Origin of the sequence: Idiomarina tyrosinivorans (assembly GCF_003987475.1) — a bacterium.
GTDB lineage: Bacteria > Pseudomonadota > Gammaproteobacteria > Enterobacterales > Alteromonadaceae > Idiomarina > Idiomarina tyrosinivorans.
The window spans coordinates 21889-40088 of record NZ_PIQH01000008.1; the positions used below are offsets into that span (position 1 = coordinate 21889).

Annotated in this window: 14 protein-coding genes; 8 read left to right on the plus strand and 6 right to left on the minus strand. The window is 50.6% G+C overall.

From position 1 onward, the window contains the following. Window position 1: 1 nt before the first annotated feature. Entirely contained in the window at window positions 2-2242 is a 2241-nt protein-coding gene (locus CWI84_RS08810; protein WP_126842233.1) for a S9 family peptidase, read from the plus strand. A 9-nt stretch (window positions 2243-2251) separates the two neighbouring features. Next, window positions 2252-2647, plus strand: coding sequence for an acyl-CoA thioesterase (locus tag CWI84_RS08815; RefSeq protein ID WP_126842234.1), 396 nt, complete (start codon window positions 2252-2254; stop codon window positions 2645-2647). 62 nt (window positions 2648-2709) lie between these two features. On the opposite strand, the gene CWI84_RS08820 is transcribed toward CWI84_RS08815, so the two are convergent. Beyond that, complete coding sequence (locus CWI84_RS08820) at window positions 2710-4254, minus strand: M17 family metallopeptidase (RefSeq protein WP_126842235.1); 1545 nt, start codon at window positions 4252-4254, stop codon at window positions 2710-2712. A gap of 20 nt (window positions 4255-4274) precedes the next feature. Continuing rightward, window positions 4275-5666, minus strand: coding sequence for a cysteine--tRNA ligase (cysS, locus tag CWI84_RS08825; protein WP_126842236.1), 1392 nt, complete (start codon window positions 5664-5666; stop codon window positions 4275-4277). Window positions 5667-5837: 171 nt separating this feature from the next. Here cysS and CWI84_RS08830 point away from each other — a divergent pair, with 171 nt between their 5' ends. The 3 genes from CWI84_RS08830 to miaE are packed head-to-tail and all read left to right on the plus strand — an operon-like array spanning window position 5838 to window position 7858. Then, window positions 5838-6335 carry a peptidylprolyl isomerase gene (locus CWI84_RS08830; RefSeq protein ID WP_126842237.1) on the plus strand — a complete coding sequence of 166 codons (498 nt, stop codon included), beginning with the start codon at window positions 5838-5840 and terminating at the stop codon, window positions 6333-6335. A 3-nt stretch (window positions 6336-6338) separates the two neighbouring features. Continuing rightward, window positions 6339-7085 (plus strand): UDP-2,3-diacylglucosamine diphosphatase, encoded by a 747-nt coding sequence (locus CWI84_RS08835; RefSeq protein WP_126842238.1) that lies wholly within the window; start codon window positions 6339-6341, stop codon window positions 7083-7085. Window positions 7086-7096: 11 nt separating this feature from the next. Further along, the gene (gene miaE / locus CWI84_RS08840) at window positions 7097-7858 is read left to right on the plus strand and encodes a tRNA isopentenyl-2-thiomethyl-A-37 hydroxylase MiaE (RefSeq protein ID WP_126842239.1); all 762 of its coding nucleotides are present in this window, start codon (window positions 7097-7099) and stop codon (window positions 7856-7858) included. On the opposite strand, the gene CWI84_RS08845 is transcribed toward miaE, so the two are convergent. After that, complete coding sequence (locus CWI84_RS08845) at window positions 7855-8820, minus strand: isopenicillin N synthase family dioxygenase (RefSeq protein WP_126842240.1); 966 nt, start codon at window positions 8818-8820, stop codon at window positions 7855-7857. The genes miaE and CWI84_RS08845 overlap by 4 nt on opposite strands. Before the next feature lie 297 nt (window positions 8821-9117). Between CWI84_RS08845 and CWI84_RS08850 the strand changes: the two genes are divergently transcribed. Further along, window positions 9118-9717: a Yip1 family protein gene (locus CWI84_RS08850; RefSeq protein WP_126842241.1), complete on the plus strand. Its 600-nt coding sequence runs from the start codon at window positions 9118-9120 to the stop codon at window positions 9715-9717. A gap of 812 nt (window positions 9718-10529) precedes the next feature. Here the strand turns inward: CWI84_RS08850 and olsF are convergent. After that, on the minus strand, window positions 10530-12221 hold the full coding sequence (gene olsF / locus CWI84_RS08855) for a bifunctional ornithine lipid synthase OlsF (protein WP_126842242.1): 1692 nt from the start codon (window positions 12219-12221) through the stop codon (window positions 10530-10532). 172 nt (window positions 12222-12393) lie between these two features. On the opposite strand from olsF, the gene CWI84_RS08860 reads away from it, so the two are divergent. Beyond that, a complete protein-coding gene (locus CWI84_RS08860; RefSeq protein WP_126842243.1) occupies window positions 12394-13677 on the plus strand; it encodes a dicarboxylate/amino acid:cation symporter in 1284 nt (427 codons plus the stop codon). Between the two features lie 61 nt (window positions 13678-13738). Here the strand turns inward: CWI84_RS08860 and sohB are convergent, their stop codons facing one another. Both sohB and CWI84_RS08870 read right to left on the minus strand, forming a co-directional pair. Next, complete coding sequence (sohB, locus tag CWI84_RS08865; protein ID WP_126842244.1) at window positions 13739-14737, minus strand: protease SohB; 999 nt, start codon at window positions 14735-14737, stop codon at window positions 13739-13741. A gap of 85 nt (window positions 14738-14822) precedes the next feature. Next, window positions 14823-17231, minus strand: coding sequence for a VolA/Pla-1 family phospholipase (locus CWI84_RS08870; protein WP_126842245.1), 2409 nt, complete (start codon window positions 17229-17231; stop codon window positions 14823-14825). Between the two features lie 192 nt (window positions 17232-17423). Here CWI84_RS08870 and CWI84_RS08875 point away from each other — a divergent pair, with 192 nt between their 5' ends. Further along, window positions 17424-18182 carry a YciK family oxidoreductase gene (locus CWI84_RS08875; protein WP_126842246.1) on the plus strand — a complete coding sequence of 253 codons (759 nt, stop codon included), beginning with the start codon at window positions 17424-17426 and terminating at the stop codon, window positions 18180-18182. Window positions 18183-18200 lie beyond the last annotated feature (18 nt).

An 18200-nucleotide genomic window follows, 5' to 3' on the forward strand; every position in this document is an offset into this window, starting at 1 on the left:
TATGGCTCACAACTTTCGCCGCCGACTTATTTCGGCAACCGTTGCGCTATCGGGGTTACTGCTACTCCCCTCCGCGCACGCAGAAAAACTCTCTATTGAACGAATCTTCTCCGCTCCTGCGCTGACAGGCGCTCAACCACGAGCGATGCGGTTCGCCCCAGATGGGCAACGTATCAGCTATCTAAAAGGTCGTGAAGACGCGCCATCGCGCTACGACTTGTGGATTTACGACATTGCCTCAAACACGCACCAACGTTTAGTCAATTCAGACGTTCTGCACAAAGGCGAAGAGCAGCTCTCTGACGAAGAAAAAGCACGTCGCGAACGCTTGCGCTTAAGCGGTTCAGGTATTATCGATTACAGCTGGAGTCGTGACGGAAAAGCCCTGCTATTCCCATTAAACGGCGACATTTACTATTATCGCATTGGTGCCGACAAAGCCCGCCAATTGACCCAGACAGACGCCTTTGAAACAGACGCTCGGTTGTCTCCGCAGGGTCATTATGTGTCGTTTATCCGTGAGCAAAACCTTTACATTATCAACCTTGCCAATGGTGAAGAAACCGCATTAACCCAGCAAGGCGGTGGTCCAATAAAATACGGGATGGCGGAGTTCGTCGCGCAAGAAGAGATGGACCGCATGACTGGCTATTGGTGGTCACCTGATGAGAGCCACATTGCCCTGACCCGGGTCGATGAATCGCCAGTGGACAATATCACCCGTAGCGAAATATACGCTGACCGCATAGAAATGATTCAACAACGCTACCCAAAAGCCGGTACCGCTAATGTTGACATCGATCTCGGCATCATGGATATCGCCAGCAAAAAAACCGAATGGCTGAATTTAGCGCAGTACGGCGACGGTTATCTTGCTCGCGTTAAGTGGTTGCACGACAGCCAGCGTCTCAGTTACCAATGGCAAAACCGTTCACAGCAGCAACTCGACTTGCATGTCGTTAACGTCAATGGCGAGAACGACAAGGTATTGCTCACAGAAACCAGCGATACTTGGATTAATTTAAACGACGACTTGTATTTCTTAAAAGATAACAAGCATTTCATTTGGGCATCCGAGCGCAGCGGCTATAAGCACCTGTACTTGTATCGCCTTGATGGCAGTTTGATTCGTCAGTTAACCAGTGGCGATTGGGTGGTTGATGAATTAGAAAGTGTCGACGAAGCGGCAGGCTTAGTGTATTTCACTGGACGCGCTAAAACCCCTATCGAACGTCACCTGTACCGCGTACACCTGAATAACTCGAGTGCCGGTGCCATGACCCAAATTAGCGAACGTGATGGTATGCACGATATTGTTTTTGCTAGCGATTCACGTGCGTATTTGGATACCTTTTCGTCGCCGAAACAACCGCCACAAACATCATTGCACGGGCCCACTGGCGAGCGTATCGCGTGGCTTAACCAGAACGTCATCGACGACCAGCATCCACTGAAGCCTTACTGGCGCGATTGGCAATACCCTGATTTTGGCACCCTCACCGCCGAAGACGGTCAAACCTTACATTACCAAATCACCAAGCCGTTAAACTTTGACGCCCAGAAAAAATATCCGGTGATGATCTACGTTTACGGCGGTCCTGGTGCACAACGTGTAACACGAAGCTGGGGTAACCCGTTCCTGCAATATATGGCACAACAAGGATTTGTGGTTTTCACCCTCGATAACCGTGGCTCCACTAATCGCGGTAAAGCCTTCGAAAACCCAATTTATAAAAACATGGGGCATCCCGAAGTGGCTGACCAAGTGCGCGGGGTCGAATATCTGCGTAGCTTGCCATACGTTGATGACCAAAGAATCGGTATCTATGGCCACAGCTACGGCGGCTACATGGCGTTGATGACGCTATTCCGCGCGCCAGACTATTTCCAAGCGGCTGTCTCTGGCGCGCCAGTAACAGACTGGAGCCTTTACGACACACATTACACAGAACGTTATATGGGAATGCCGAGCGATGGTAAACAATACCAGACCTCTGCGGTATTCCCTTATGCCAAGAACCTACAAGGTAAGCTACTCACCTATCATGGCATGGCAGACGACAATGTGCTCTTTACCAACAGCACAAAGCTTTATAAAGTACTCCAAGATCAAGCGTTGCCATTTGAGATGATGACTTACCCAGGCAAAAAGCATTCGATTCATGGCAAACAAACGCGGATCCATTTGTACTCAATGATTGCCGACTTTTTTAAACGGCAATTACAACAACCATCGCACTAAGGAGCAGGTATGCGTTTTCTGTCTCGAAGATTAGTGATGCCGAACGACCTCAACTTTGCAGGATCGTTGTTCGGGGGTCGCATTCTAGAATGGATTGACGAAGAAGCTTATATATTTGCCAGTTGCCAACTAGAAGCGAAAAGTCTAGTAACCAAACACATCGGTGAAATAAGCTTTGAAACTTCGGCATTTCAAGGCGACGTTGTAGAATTTGGGCTGGAAGCGAAAAAAGTCGGGCGCACATCGCTATCGATTGCCTGTGTGGTGCGCAACAAGCAGACCAAGCAAACCATCTGTGAGGCCGACGATATCGTCTTCGTTCACATTGATCCAGAAACGCGGCAACCAACCCCGCACGGAAAGACTAAGGAACAATTGGATAAGATTCCGATTGAAGCGCCTTAAACAAAAAAGCCGCTGTCGATTTCGACAGCGGCTTTTTTAATGGGCTATTTGTCGCCATGCCATTAACGGCGCAAATAACGCCCCGCTAAACAGGTTACCGGTGCTGCAGTTGGCTTACCGTGTTGCCAGTCACCGCCCTCGACGCCACTACCAGCAATATCCATATGCACATACGCTAGCGGTGTCGCTGAATCGGTTTCATGTTCAGCAAGGCCAGAAGAAATCGCCAAAAACGCCATGGGGAACTGATGTCCGCGCGCAGTGGTTGCTGACGGCCCGTTATTACTCGACAACAGGTCATCCGCTGGCGTTCGTGGTGCAACAAATTGATAGTCCTCGCGCCGCGCCCAAGAGATTTCTGCTGGATCGCCATAACGTTCACCAGCAGCAAACAACGCTTGCGGAATATCAGCAAGTGACGCTTGACGGTTTGGCACTAATGCAGTGTAAGGTCCTTTCGCTAGCGCGGCATGGCCAGTTAAGGTTGCCACAGTGAACAGCTCAGGCTGTTGCCACTTACCGTCAGCCGCTTCTTCCCGCAAGTGCGATAACATATCTGCCATCACCAAGCGCCCTTCAGCATCGGTATTACCAATCCTTACCCGTTTGCCGCTGTGTGCAGTAATGATTTCGTCAGCAACAAAAGCATCGGCTCCCACGCTATTACGCACGGCACCTAACTCGGCAACAACAGCAATATCATCAGGTTGTAATTCAGCCACGGTTTTGACAAAGCCAGCCACTGCCGCTGCCCCGCCTTTATCGCGACTCATACCCGCCATGTGGCCGCCGGTTTTCAGGTCTGCGCCACCGGTATCGTAAACCACGCCTTTACCCGCAAACATGAGTGTCCGCTGTGGATTAGCACCTTGATATTCTAACCGCACCACGCATGGACGATGACGCGCCACAGGAATCGACGCTCGTGCCACAGCAGACAACAACGGGTATTCATGTTGCAGTTGCTGCACGTCATCTTTAACAGTGACTTTTACCGCGGTATGGGCAAATGCTTGACGGCAATATTCGGCAAATTTCAACGGCGCCATACGCTCAGGCTCGGTCCCGGCTAAATCGCGCGCGACGCGTTTACCCGCTTCTACCGCCATTGCCCACTCAGCGTCTAATTGTTGACCCACAAGGGTGATTTGCTGCACGGGTTCAAGAATGTCTTCACCCACCGCTTCCCGCGCTTCAAGCCCTTGGTACAAACTTTGGCAAGCACCCAAATAAGCCGCCAATTCGGCTTCTTGGTAACGCGCTTCCGCAGGAATGCCATTTAACATGATCACTGGCTTAATTGCCCCAGCATCGCGAGCAATTGTTGCTGCCTTATGGGCTGCATCAAAAATTTCACGAACATCATCGTAGTCGCGGTTAAGCGGTCCCGTGGGAGCCAAAATCAAGCGGTGTCCCGGTGCCTGCACATGCTGCAGCAACAGCACTTGTTTACCAATGCGTGCATCGGTCTGCCGTGCCGACATCACATATTCGGCATAATGCTCATCATCAATCGCAGCAAGATTGCCGACCAAAATTAACGCGTCTGCTTGTTCTGCTGATACCTCAGACAATGATTTAACCACTGTCAGTTTAGGAAATGCCATGCATCCTCCGTTATGTTGTATTAACCGCGACGCCAGGTTGTGCCGTTAGCACTATCTTCTAGCACGACGCCGAGAGCAGCAAGCTCATCTCTGGCAGCGTCGGCGGTACTCCAGTCTTTCTCTTTACGGGCATTATTGCGCTTCGCGATCAATGCTTCGACCTTATTGGCAAAGTCTCTGTCGCTGTCGCCTGCGCCCTGTAAAAACTCATCAGGTTGGCGTTGTAGTAGCCCCAAGTAACCGCCGAGCTCTCGCAAAATACTGGCATATTGTCCCGCCAACTCAGGCTCATTGGCTTTCTCGCGATTGATGGCTTTAGCCAATTCAAACAATACCGCTAGGGCTTCTGGCACATTCAGGTCGTCGTCCATGGCGTGCTGAAATTGCTGCCAAAACGCTGCTTTAACGGCTTCCTCAGGCGCCACCAACTGCACTCCGCGGAGGGCAGTATATAAACGCTCAAGCGCAGCGTGCGCTTGCTCTAAGTTATCTTGGCTGTAGTTTAACTGCGAGCGATAGTGGCTGGTTTGTAAAAAATAGCGCACCGTCTCCGCATCATATTTTTGCAGTACGTCGCGAATGGTGAAGAAGTTACCCAATGATTTCGACATCTTCACATCGTCGACCTGCACCATGCCACTGTGCATCCAATAGTTCACGTAAGGGCTATCATTGGCACAGCAGCTTTGCGCCACTTCATTCTCGTGGTGCGGGAAAATCAGATCGGAACCGCCACCATGAATATCGAAATTTTCACCGAGATGACGCTTATTCATCGCCGAGCACTCAATATGCCAACCCGGGCGCCCCTCGCCCCAGGGTGACGGCCAAGACGGCTCACCAGGCTTGGCGTGTTTCCAAAGCACAAAATCTAACGGGTCGTGTTTATCTTGGTTCACCTCAACCCTTGCACCAGCCTGCAACTGTTCCAAGTCTTGGCGACTCAACTTTCCATAATCGGTAAACCCGGAAACACTAAACAACACATCGCCATCGGCGGTTTTATACGCCACTTCGCGTTCAATCAAACGCTCAATCATGGCAATGATGTCAGCCATGTGCTCCGACACTCGCGGTTCAACGTCTGGTTGCTGAATATTCAGTGCAGCAAAATCTTCGTGCATATCAGCAATGTATTGATCCGCTAACTGACGCGCAGTCATTCCACGTTGGTTAGCACGTTCGATGATTTTATCGTCAATATCAGTGATGTTGCGTACGTATTTTACCGGATAGCCCGCCGCCCGAAGGTAGCGCACTAAAGTGTCGAAAGCCACATAAGTGCGCGCATGACCGATATGGCAATGGTCGTACGTTGTCACTCCACACACATAAACACCCACTGAGTTCGGATCAATCGGGGTAAAGGTTTGCTTTTTACGAGTGAGTGTATTGAACAACGTCAATGCCATTGGTTTCTGGCTCCCATGCTAGGTAAATAGACTGCGTAACAGAACGAAATAATCGCCTATGATAGCACTCTCCCGCCACTCTGGCGACAGCCCTTCGGTTGGCAAAACCTACCCGTAGCTGTGCTTTCTGGTACAATGGCGCTTTGATTCGAATTGTTTTGAGGTTTAATCATGCAAGTTGTACTGCACACTAATCACGGCGACATCACGTTAGCCATGCACCAAGACACCGCGCCGAAAACGGTGGAAAACTTTTTACAGTATGTGCGCGACGGATTCTACGACGGCACATTGTTCCACCGTGTAATCAATAATTTCATGATTCAGGGCGGCGGATTCACGGCGGGTATGCAACAAAAACCGACCCGTGAAAACATTGAAAACGAGGCGCCAACCGCTAAGCCGAACAATGTTGGAACCGTTGCGATGGCACGTACCCCTGATCCTCATTCAGCGTCGTCTCAGTTCTTCATCAATGTCGGAAATAACGACTTTTTGAACTTCCAAAACGAAACGCCTAACGGTTACGGCTACTGCGTATTCGCGGAAGTCGTAGACGGTATGGACACTGTGAATGCGATTAAAGGTGTTAAAACGGGTAGTGCCGGCTTTCACCAAGATGTGCCAGTGGAAGATGTGGTCATTGAATCAGCGGAAATTATTGAGTAAATAATGACCACCTGCTTTATCGCAGACCTGCACCTCGGGCCTCAGCGGCCCGACATAACCGCCGCGTTTTTAACGTTTCTGGAACGCCCACAACGGCCGTTCCAGAAGCTGTATATTCTCGGTGATTTATTTGATGCTTGGCTCGGCGATGACGATACCAGTGAATTTGCACAAACTATTCAACGGGCGCTCGCGGCAGTCAGCCAGCGTGGGGTCGAGGTATACTTCATTGCCGGCAACCGAGACTTTATGGTCGGCGAACGCTGGGCTAAGGCCTGCGGCATAACGCTGCTAAACGACTCAACGACCATTGATCTTTACGGCACCCCAACACTGATCATGCATGGTGATACGCTGTGTAGCGATGATCTTGGCTATCAACGTTATCGCAAAATCATTCAGCACCCATGGGTGAAAGGTTTACTGGGGAGTCTGCCATTACGCCTACGAATGGCAATTGCCAATAAACTGCGCCAACAATCATCAGGGCAAGTTCGCCACCATAATGTTTACAGCTTGCGTAAGCTTGATGCGGTGCACCAAACGGTGGTGCAGAATATGCAGCAAGCCGGCGTCACGCAACTCATTCATGGCCATACTCACCGTCCCGCGATCCACACTTTTGCGCTAGCAAGCGGAGCTATCGGCCAACGGATTGTTCTAGGCGACTGGTATCAACAAAGCAGCGTGTTATACGTCGATGATACTGGTCCACGACTGGTTGCTAATCCCCTCCCCGCTCATCACTAAGGTTACGTTGTATGATAGATGAACGCTTAATTGCGCCTGTTAAAGCCTTTTTGCAATGCGAAACGCCAGAACAATGGGTGACACAGGCACTAAAGCCGGAAAATACCGAAACCTTATTGTTTGACCACCTGGTCTGTGAACTCAAAGCGGCACAATCGGCAATGATGTTGATCCGTAAATATGCGGTCGACGCTGATAGCGGTGAAGCGCTGTTACAGTGGTTAAAGCCTTACGAAGATTTTACCTATCGGCAGGTGGGCGATTGGCGCGCCTTGGCAAACCACAATCGCCTCAATAAGCGCATGGTTCCCAAATCTGGCAAGCCCTATAGCCAAGAACTTATTGATAAAATGGTGTTACTGATTAAAGAAGAGTTACACCACTTTTACCAAGTGCTAGAGATCGCTGATGAGTTAGGGTTCGAGTACGACAAGCTCACGTCCAGCCGCTACGCTAAAGGGATGCTCACCCATGTGCGTACCTACGAACCGGCAGCGTTAGTTGATAAGCTGATTTGTGGCGCCTACATTGAAGCACGCTCTTGTGAGCGCTTTGCCGCGCTGGCACCTCATGTTGATCCGCGACTCGGTAACTTTTACCTCTCCTTACTGCGTTCCGAGGCAAGACATTTTGAGGACTATTTAAGCTTAGCGGAACAAATTAGCCAGCAATCGATCGCCGAGCGGGTAGAATTTTTTGGTGCCATCGAGCGCGACCTCATCGTCTCAGCAGATGACGATTTTAAATTTCACTCAGGAGTGCCCGCGGCCTAGTAGCCATGGGCAGCCGCTACGTTCGGATGTGAGCGTACTCGCCCTTTAATCACATTTTCTCCCACCTGCCGAAGCAAGGGGTTATTCGGATCGGTAGAGACACCTTGCGAGCGCGCTTTCATCTCAGCGGGCAAGTCTAATACTGGCACTTCAGCGTCTAATTGTGCCGCCATAAAATACGCCGCAGAATAGCGATAAGTCCCAGGTTTTGGCACCCGCACGCGGTGCTTAGTCGCTTGTAAAAAGCCGTCCGACGCCAATTCCAGTAGCTCACCAATATTGACAACAAAAGAACCAGCAAGCGGCTCGACACTCAACCATTCGCCATCGTGTTCGACTTCTAAACCGCTTTGTTGGTCCTGCAGAACAAAGGTTAAATAACCTGGGTCCTTGTGCGCGCCAACGCCCTGGGTCGCACCTTCAACCCCAGGGTACTTGATGATCTTGGCATGGGTATAAGGGGCATCGCTAAAGGTATGGTCTAACGCATGAGCATCAACCCCCAGCGACTGACACAACGCCCGCAGCAACCCCACGGCAACCTGCGTTTGCTTTGCGGTTAATGCTAGTAATTGCTGGCGTAGCTGCGGCAGCGACTGCGGCCACTGATTAGGACCGATCAAACGCTGCCAAGGCTGCTGTGGGTTATCCAACGCCGTTGTTTCATTCATCCAATCGAATTGTTCGCGAGTATCGGCAGCGCCCGCGGTCTGCTCAGCGCCAACACCATTGTAACCACGAAAGTGCGGAGAGTTCTCCATATCCAGCGCCCGCTTTTGCGCGTCAGGCAAAGCAAAAAACTGCCGGCTTACGGCCAGCACCTGTTGCAATTGTTCAGTAGCTAAACCGTGATCAACCAAGTAAAAGAAGCCAACATCACTGGCCGCCTTGCGCAACCGGGTGCGTTCTTGTTCTGTATCCAATTGTGCAAACGAGATAATAGGTAACTGCGTTAACGTCATCGTTGCAACCTCTATAAATTTGATGGCAACGATGATAAATCCGATACAAAACTAAAAGAATGAACGATTTAATCTATCATAGGCAGGAATGGAATATCGTCAGTCAGGACAAAAATAAAAAGCGCTTGACTCTGATGAAAATCTCATCAATATAGAAGATAAACAGGGTGAATATTAATCGATTCAGTTGTCCCTTTCATTCGTTCACGAAGGCCGACAACAATGATAATAGGCCGGCCGTGAGAGAAGTATTACCAACACCGTTGGTATGTTACGACATGGGGAAGAGAGGTCGCTATGATTTTGAATCACATATGGGGTTTATACGCACACCCACAAGACGAGTGGAAAACGATCGACCAACGGCACGAGAGTTTTACCTACGCTTTTACACACATCCTGATTGTTGCGCTGTTACCCTGCCTAGCGGCATATCATGCTTCTGCCAATATGGGTTGGAGTATCGGTACACGCGATCCCATTCACCTCACGCAAAATAGCGCAATTATGCTAGCAGTTGCCATGTATGTCGGCATGATGGCAGCGGTATTTGCCTTGGCTTATCTTATTCATTGGATGGCAAAAACCTTCGGTGCCGACCCAACTTACACCCAATCGCTAGAGCTAGCGGCTTATACCGCCACCCCAGCGATCATGTCAGGAATCGCGGCAATCTATCCGGAACTCTGGTTCGTGACCCTCGCCTTCCTAGCCGGTGTGGCATACTCAGTGTATCTGCTCTATTCCGGAGTGCCCATTCTGATGCATATCCCAGAAGAACGTGGCTTTTTGTACTCCAGTTCAGTGGTGACCGCAGGGCTTATTTTAATGGTCATACTGATGGTGGCCTCAGCCATCCTCTGGACCAACGGCTTCGGCCCCGAATATATTGCCTAAAGCAGGCAAGCATACAAAAGCCCGCAGCCGCGGGCTTTTTTGTGCCTGCTGGCTTTGATGTTGCCAGTTCTTTACTGCGGCTTATGGTCTGGCTCGCGGCATCGTTAGGGTTGGGGCTGATTGTTCTCTACCACGGCGACTAGCTTGGGTGCGTCGGCATCGTGAAGGACTGGAGGGCGCTTGGTGTGTAGGCGCTCAGAGAGTCATTGCACGGCACCCCACCGGTTCACGAAGCTGGGGAAAAAGCCGCTCAAGCTCATCCATGAGGCGCTTAGTCTCCGGCCGTCCATGGCCGGAGATACTTTTTCCCCAGCTTCGCGCCCCAACGTTGTGCATTAAATATGGGAGAAGTCGCGCCTACACCCCAAGCTTAGGGCTACGGAGAAGCGATGCCGAAGCAACACCGAGCGCGCCGTGGCAGAGAACAACCAACCCCAAGCAGGCTGCCTGAAGCTGGTGGATAACGGCTAATAGATAAAGGCTGGTACTTCTTTACTGCGGCTTTCCTCGATGGTGGGCGGCATCGCTTCTCCGCACCTATTGGGCTCGGGGTGTGGGCGCGTTTTCCTCGATATTGATTAGCGTGTCGTTGGGGCGCGGGGGCTCCGGTAAAAAGCATCTCTGGCCAGGGAGGGCCAGAGACTGAGCGGCCATGGATGGCTCGAGCGTCTTTTTACCGGAGACACCGTGAACCGACGGGACGCTGAGCACTCACCACCCCAGCGCCCACACCCCGAGCCTTCCCCCAACCCTGACGATGCCGCGAGCCTCTGCTAATCGCCGCGGTAAAGAATTAGCGCTTTAGTAAGCGACTAGGCTAGGTAGCGGCGGCGCTTTTTCTCTTTGAGGCGGTGGATGTCTACCAGTACGAGGCCGTCGACTGAGTTAAATGCTTTATCTAGGCCGAAGCCGAGGAATTGGACGCCACCGGGTTCGCACAGCTCTGCATATTGTTTGTAGAGGGTTGGAATGCTCACGTGGTGATCTGTGCATAGTTGCTTGAGATTGGCGAAATCTTTTTGGTAGTCTCCGCTCACGCGATAGTCTGGATTTTCTTGCTGCAACAGGAACGGGGTGATTGGCATCACTGCAAGTTGTTGAGTCGGGAAATAATACTTATAAAACTGCACTATCGCATCTTGCACTGGGGCCGGAAATTCGCCACTCATACTGACCGCACCAAATAGGTAACGATAGTTTGGGTGTTTCCGTAAGAACGCACCGATGCCTTGCCACAAATAATCTAAGCTGCGTTTACCCCAATATCTGGGTTGCACGAAGCTTCGGCCAAGTTCCAAACCATTTTCAATGTATTGCTGCATGGCGTTTTGGTAAACGAAGAACGCGCGTGAGTATAAGCCTTGCTCTCCCTTCTCTGCCTGGATCTTGGCGCTGTCACCTAAGCGATAAGCGCCGACAATTTCTAACTGGTTAGGATCCCACAGGATTAACTGAAAATAGTAGGCATCATAATTATCTAAATCGCGGCGCTGCCAGGTGCCTTCGCCTACGGCCCGGAAAGCCAGTTCACGCAAGCGCCCAATTTCGCGCAAGATCGGCGAACTGCCTTGGTAACGGTATAAATAAATGGCTTTGCCGTCTGGCGTTTCGCCCAACCACTCGCAGGCTTCGACGGCATTTTTTAACGCTTGCCGCGACTCTGGTTTGGCAACAGCGGGCAAGGTAGGAAACACCAGCGACTTGTCGCGCCCCATGCGGTAAAGATGGCGGCGAAATCGCTGCACTTGGTTGGGTAGCGGTGCTGGGTCTTGGCCGAAGGCTTCATAAGGAATCACCTCACCAATGCGGAAGCTAATACTTTTTGCCTGTTGGCGGAACATTTCTTTTACTAATAGGGCTGTTGCAAGTGGCTTATAGACCATCGATGCGCCATAAAACCATGCCGAATTATGGGCATTGATGTATATGGGCAAAATAGCCGCTTTTGTACTGCGCGCGAAACGCAGAAAGCCTTTCTGCCAGCGTGTGTCGCGCCCCCCCTGTGGACGCAATCGCGACACCTCTCCAGACGGAAATACAATAACCGCACCGTCATTATTTAAGTGTTCAGCTACGGCATTCACGGTTTGCTTGGCGGTTTTGCCCGCAAAGGTATTTACCGGTAGCAGCAGTGGCTGCAACGGCGGTAGCTGCATTAGCCAGTCATTAGCGAGTATTTTCACATCTGACCGAATGTCACTGATCAATTTCAATAGTGCCAGACCATCTAACGAGCCGATAGGATGATTCGCAATAATCACCGTGCGACCGTGACTAGGGATACGCTCCAATTCACTGTCCCGCACGCTGTAGGAAAAATGAAAGAAGTCCAACACTTGCTCTACAAACTCAATGCCATCCAGCGCCGGATACTGTTGCTGGAAGGCTTGAATCTCGCGCTCGTGGAGCAAATGTTTTAACACCCACGATGCGGGTTTTCTCAGCCACGGTCGTTGTTCAAGCTTGGGCAAATTTTGTTGCATCACGTTGTCAACGGAGATCATGGTTTACCCCTTGGTGACGATTTTCTTATCAAGGTAGTTGGCAAATATGACAATTCAATGGCAACTTCACGGTATTTTCATGACACCCCAGCGCGCAAGGCTTTGGCAGTCAGGCAAACTCTGGTAGTCTTTAACCCTTTATTGATGGCTAAAACACCTAATAGGACGCTTTATGAGCGATAATAAAAAACGCAGCCTGACTAGCCGCATTGCCATAGGCATGGTGGCCGGTATTATTTTGGGCTCAATACTTCGATATTTCTTTAACGATGTGCAGTGGGTTGATGAATACCTTACCAACGGCTTGTTCCACGTCGTTGGCCAGATATTCATCACTTCATTGAAGATGCTGGTAGTCCCACTGGTTTTCATTTCTCTGGTAGTGGGTACCTGCTCACTCAGCGACCCCAGCAAACTGGGACGCTTAGGCGGTAAATCGGTCGGGCTTTATGTCGTCACCACCGCTATTGCTATCACTCTAGCCATTAGCGCTGCGGTATTGGTACAGCCAGGCTCCGGTATTGAGCGAGCTGCAGACACGAATTTCCAGCCCAGTGAAGCGCCATCATTGTCGCAAGTCTTCATCAACATGTTCCCTGACAACCCAATCAATGCCATGGCTGAAGGCAACATGCTGCAAATCATTGTGTTTTCATTGCTATTCGGCGTTTCAATGGCTTTGGTTGGTAAGCCGGGTGAACGCCTCAGAGGTTTTTTTGAAGACATCAACGACGTCATTATGAAGCTGGTTGTGATTCTAATGAATCTCGCCCCGTATGGTGTGTTTGCGTTAATGGCGAAGCTGTTTGCCGACATAGGCTTAGAGATGATTGGCAGTTTAGCCAAGTACTTTGTTTTGGTATTGGTGGTGCTATTTGTCCACGCCCTGGTAGTTTATCCGATCTTGCTGAAGTTCCTAGCTCGCCTAAACGCACGCCAATTTTTGCGAAAAATGCGCGATACTCAGCTCTTTGCTTTCAGCACCGCAAGTAGTAATGCCACTATTCCAGTAACCCTCGAAACTGTGACTAAACGCTTGGGTGTGAATAATAGTATCGGCTCTTTCACAGTGCCATTGGGCGCCACCATCAACATGGATGGCACGGCGATTATGCAAGGGGTGGCAACGGTATTTATTGCTCAGGTTTACGGTTTAGACTTAACCATGAGCAGCTATTTAATGGTTATTCTTACCGCCACCTTGGCGTCTATCGGCACCGCGGGTGTGCCCGGTGTTGGTTTAATCATGTTAGCCATGGTGCTGCAGCAAGTCGGTTTGCCGGTTGAGGGGATTGGCTTGATTATCGGCGTTGACCGTTTGCTCGATATGACTCGCACCGCAGTTAATGTGACGGGCGATGCAATGGTCAGTTGTATTGTCGCGCGCTCAGAGAATGCGTTCGATGAAAATACCTTTAATGACCCGGACGCTGGCAAGGATTTAGAAAGTTTATAACGAAAAAAAGCTCCCAACTCATGCCATGAGTTGGGAGCTTTACTTACTTTTACTGCGCGCTCTACTGTTGTGGCGGTTGCGTCAGTTGCGACTTCAGCGCGTTAACCACAATGCTTGCGCCCTTTGCGACGCGCTCGCTCAAGCTTTTACGTTGGCGGTAGCTAAGCTCTACCAGCGCATAGTTATCGAGCTGTTTCATTAACCAAGCATCACTGGTAATCAGTTCATCCACTAGACCCACCTCTTTTGCCTCTTGGCCAGTCCATACTTCACCGGTAGCCACTTTATCGATATCTAACTGCTCGCGATGTTGCTGGACAAACTGTTTAAATTGGCGATGAATCGCCTCCAAGTCTTGTTTAAACTTTCGCCGTCCTTCGTCTGTATTCTCGCCAAAGATCGTCAATGTGCGTTTGTATTCGCCCGCGGTGAGCATTTCGAAGTCGACATCGTGTTTTTTCAACCAACGGTGGAAGTTAGGCAGTTGTGCCACTACGCCAATTGAGCCGACTAACGCAAAAGGTGCAGCGTAAATATGGTGCGCCACACACGCCATCATATAGCCTCCGCTAGCCGCAACCTTATCAATGGCCACATGTACTTGCATGCCATGGTCTCGCAAACGTTGTAACTGTGCGGCGCCGAAACCGTAACCGTTGACGGTGCCACCACCGCTTTCTAATTTAACCAGTACTTGGTCGTTGTCGGTCGCCACACTCACAATAGCATTCACTTCGTGCCGTAACGCTTCAGTTTCCTTGGCATCCATGCTGCCTTTAAAGTTCAGCACGAATAATTTATGCTCCGGCGTTTGCTGTTGCTTATCAGCCTTTTTCAGTGCCTTCTGCGCCGCTTTGCGCGCCTTTTTATCTAGCAACGACAAATTCAATTCGTCACGCATATCGCGCCACTTTTCACTTAGGTCGGTAATATCTAAAGCATCTTTACTGCGCTTTTGGCGCTGCGCCGCCTGTGCAATTAAGCCAATAATAATGGCAATGGCCACCACAATGACGATCGCTTTAACAACAAACCCGGCTAACCCTAAAACAAACTCCATATTCGCTCGCCTCTTTACTTTTCTTCTGGCTAAAAAAAAGGCCAGCATAATTGCTGGCCTTTATCATCTGCTTAATGACTAACGGTTATTGTACAACATCTTCGTTACTGATCGGTAACCGCGTCATGCCAGAGCCAAACCACGAGTAAATCTCGGTTTGCATCTCTGTGGTCGATGCTGGTGAGGCCGATGGGTCAACGATAGAGCCGTGCGTGGCCTCTGGGAAGCGCACCGCACCTGACACTGGGGTACCATCTTCAGACTGAACCGTGGTTGATATGCTTGGCAGACCGAGCAAATTGATCAGTGGCTCAGTGCCGGCAAGTGGTTTGCCTTCTACGGCATTAGGAATCACGGAATCGCCGATGGCTTCAATTAAGTGAACTGGCGTACCATTAGCCACCACTTCATCGGCAAAGTTCACTGGGTCGCCCGAGTCAACCACTGCTTGTGCGGCAAATGCGAACTGTTCAAAGGTGGCATTAATTTGCGCCACTTCAGCCGCGCTTGCGCCAGCAATAAATTGCTCATAAACCGAAATCAACAGTTGCTGGAACTGCGGTGAGTTCGGCGCCACGCCCTGCTGTTCGGCGGCAGCGTTAACCGCTGCGGCAAAATCGGCATTGGCGGCATACAACAACTGGCTCTTGATAACTGGAGCAAAGGTATCTGAACTCAGCAAGAAGTTCGCAATACTGCCACCAGGCATCGCAAATGAGCTGGCTTGCACATCAAAATAGCTGTTCAGCGCAGCCAGTGGAGAGCTATCAGCAAAGGGTTCATCAGCAATCGCTGTCGCAGTAACCCCTGTAATGGCCCCCAACGAGTGCCCAACAAAGTAGACTTTTGAACCATCAATTTGTCTACCGTCGTCAGCCACGAAGAAGTTAAGGCTAGCACGCAAATCAACGATATCAATAATCGACTGGCGCAAGTTATCGCGGGTGGTCAACAAGCTCGCCAAGTTCATATAAGCGGTAGCACCTGCAGCACTTGAGGCATTGATTTCATCAGTGCCGTCGCCATCCAGGTCGAAGCCTCGTTCGCCATGTAACGGCTGGTCAATCGCTACGGTGGCGAAGCCCGCAGCCGCTAAAGAACCGACGATACCGTAGGCACTCTCTTTATTTGAGGTAATGCCATGCGAGAAAATGACCACTGGCCAGCCATTTGCAGGCGCAGCAGCTAGGGTCGACATGCCCCGACTCGCGCGGATCGCATTCACTGTCGCTAAATCGGGAATTGTGACCAACGCTTTTACGGTCATATCGGCTGTTTTCGCAGGAATCGGATTGTACTTGGTCAAGTGGCGTTCAGTATCGATACCTGGGAAGTCGTAACAGTTACCCGCTGGCGGCAGCAATAACGAAGGATCGCTCAACGCCTCTGGTGGAATGCCTACTTCCGCGGGATCAATAATGCCAGCTTCAATAGCACCCAAGATTGAGGCTGGGCTGTCGCACTGAGCCATCCAACGACCGTTCAACGGTGCGGTAGGATTTTCCGCCGTTGGTACCGGCAAATAGTACGGCAGCGTCACTTCGCCTTCATACACTCGAGCAGCACTCGCCGCCGCTAACGCGGTTGGGTCAGTCACCCCTAACTGATTCTGCAACACCACATCTGCAGTGTAACCTTGGAAGGTGGCATTCAACACTGGCTGAGCGCCAGCAGCAATTTGCTGTGCCATCAACGCTTTCGCGGTTTTCAGCACATCACCCGCCGACTCGGTAGTGAAGTTGGAGCTGTAGATAACCGTCGAGGTATCAACCCCAAACTCAGCTAACGCCGCTTCGTAACTGTTAATTAACGACTGCAACGCTTGCGCGCTTGGATCGGCAGAAACCGGATCGGTTGCCACAGAGCGCTTCATTAAGGTGTAGGTTTGCGATCCCTGAACATTACGACCTAGGCTATCTTGAATATTATTGGTTAAGGCAACAACATAACCTGTTTTGGGTTTCAACGGGTGCAGTGGCACAATGGCTACGGAATTTCCGGACGTCGCCTTCACCACGAAATCGGTGCCTTGTGTAAGCTCACCAGCGATGGCACAAACTGCTGCTGGAGAAGCCGTTTGACACGCTTCTGGGGTACCTGCAGTACCGCCTTGTACCGCTTCAAACACGCGAATTGCACCTTCAGCTTCTAGGCTGGTTGGGTCGACAGTTACTGTGTTGCCGTCTTCATCAACCGGTAAGTTAAACGAGAAGGTCATTGTCGGGTGAGTGCCCCAACCATCTAAACCATTCAACGCCACTTGCGGGTCGGAGTTATCGGTTGCATCAGCTACCGGGATGTTCAAGGTGCCATCCACACTGCCGCTGAGCAAAATATTCGTGGGTACGGGTAAAACACTGTTGCTTGGATCAAATGCAACTCGAGTTGCCGCAACATTGACTTCCTGCTCGGTCAACGGCGCCTCATCGCCACTGCCGCAGCCTACTAAACTGAGCGCAGAGCCTATCGCCAATGGGAGTAACAATTTTTTCATGAGGTTTCCCTAATCCTTGTTGTTCTGGTTGTTATCTGTTCAAAGCAACACACGCCATTGCTATTCAATTTTTTATACACCTGACTGGTCCAACTTGAAAGACCTTTTGCCGTATTTTTTAGTGTTTTGCTGAGAAATGCATCGATTATGAGTACAATAGCCCACACTACCCTAATGAGTCCAATACAAAGAATGGAAGACGTTTTGAAATCTGTTAAAGACTACCAAGCAGCCGACAATGCCCTCAGCGATAAAGTGATTTTGGTTACCGGTGCTGGAGACGGCATTGGCCGTGAAGCCGCACTGAGTTTTGCTCGCCATGGTGCCACAGTCATCCTGTTGGGACGCACAGTAAAGAAACTAGAATCGGTGTATGACCAAATCGTTGCCGCTGGCGGGGCGGAACCGGCGATCGTGCCACTCGATTTAAAGGGTGCGACGATGGAACACTACCAAGGCTTAAATGCTACCATCATGGACCAATTCGGGCGCTTAGATGGCCTGCTTCATAACGCTAGCTTGTTGGGTATCCTGTCGCCGTTTACGCATATTGAAAAGGACGATTGGGATGACGTAATGCAAGTTAACGTGCATGCGGAATTCTACCTCACGCAGGCGTTGATGCCGGCGTTAATGGCAGCACCGAAGCCTTCGCTGGTTTTTACCTCTTCGGGGGTTGGACGCAAAGGGCGAGCGTATTGGGGACCTTACGCAGTAAGCAAATTCGCCACCGAGGGATTGATGCAGGTCATCGCCGATGAATATGAAAACACCGGTTTACGGTGCAACGCCATTAACCCTGGCGCTACGCGCACTAAAATGCGCTCAAAAGCGTATCCGGCTGAAGACCCAATGTCGCTGAAAACGCCAGCCGAAATTATGCCGACCTACCTGTACTTAATGAGCGACGATAGCTTCGGTACAACCGGTCAGTCATTCGACGCGCAGTAACGCTGTCAACGGTTACAG

Coding starts and splice junctions, on each gene's coding strand:
- CWI84_RS08815 (WP_126842234.1), top strand. CDS start 2,252: ATGCGTTTTCTGTCTCGAAGATTAGTGATGCCGAACGACCTCAACTTT.
- CWI84_RS08870 (WP_126842245.1), bottom strand. CDS start 17,231: ATGAAAAAATTGTTACTCCCATTGGCGATAGGCTCTGCGCTCAGTTTA.
- CWI84_RS08830 (WP_126842237.1), top strand. CDS start 5,838: ATGCAAGTTGTACTGCACACTAATCACGGCGACATCACGTTAGCCATG.
- miaE (WP_126842239.1), top strand. CDS start 7,097: ATGATAGATGAACGCTTAATTGCGCCTGTTAAAGCCTTTTTGCAATGC.
- CWI84_RS08810 (WP_126842233.1), top strand. CDS start 2: ATGGCTCACAACTTTCGCCGCCGACTTATTTCGGCAACCGTTGCGCTA.
- CWI84_RS08835 (WP_126842238.1), top strand. CDS start 6,339: ATGACCACCTGCTTTATCGCAGACCTGCACCTCGGGCCTCAGCGGCCC.
- olsF (WP_126842242.1), bottom strand. CDS start 12,221: ATGATCTCCGTTGACAACGTGATGCAACAAAATTTGCCCAAGCTTGAA.
- CWI84_RS08820 (WP_126842235.1), bottom strand. CDS start 4,254: ATGGCATTTCCTAAACTGACAGTGGTTAAATCATTGTCTGAGGTATCA.
- CWI84_RS08850 (WP_126842241.1), top strand. CDS start 9,118: ATGATTTTGAATCACATATGGGGTTTATACGCACACCCACAAGACGAG.
- cysS (WP_126842236.1), bottom strand. CDS start 5,666: ATGGCATTGACGTTGTTCAATACACTCACTCGTAAAAAGCAAACCTTT.
- CWI84_RS08875 (WP_126842246.1), top strand. CDS start 17,424: ATGGAAGACGTTTTGAAATCTGTTAAAGACTACCAAGCAGCCGACAAT.
- sohB (WP_126842244.1), bottom strand. CDS start 14,737: ATGGAGTTTGTTTTAGGGTTAGCCGGGTTTGTTGTTAAAGCGATCGTC.
- CWI84_RS08845 (WP_126842240.1), bottom strand. CDS start 8,820: ATGACGTTAACGCAGTTACCTATTATCTCGTTTGCACAATTGGATACA.
- CWI84_RS08860 (WP_126842243.1), top strand. CDS start 12,394: ATGAGCGATAATAAAAAACGCAGCCTGACTAGCCGCATTGCCATAGGC.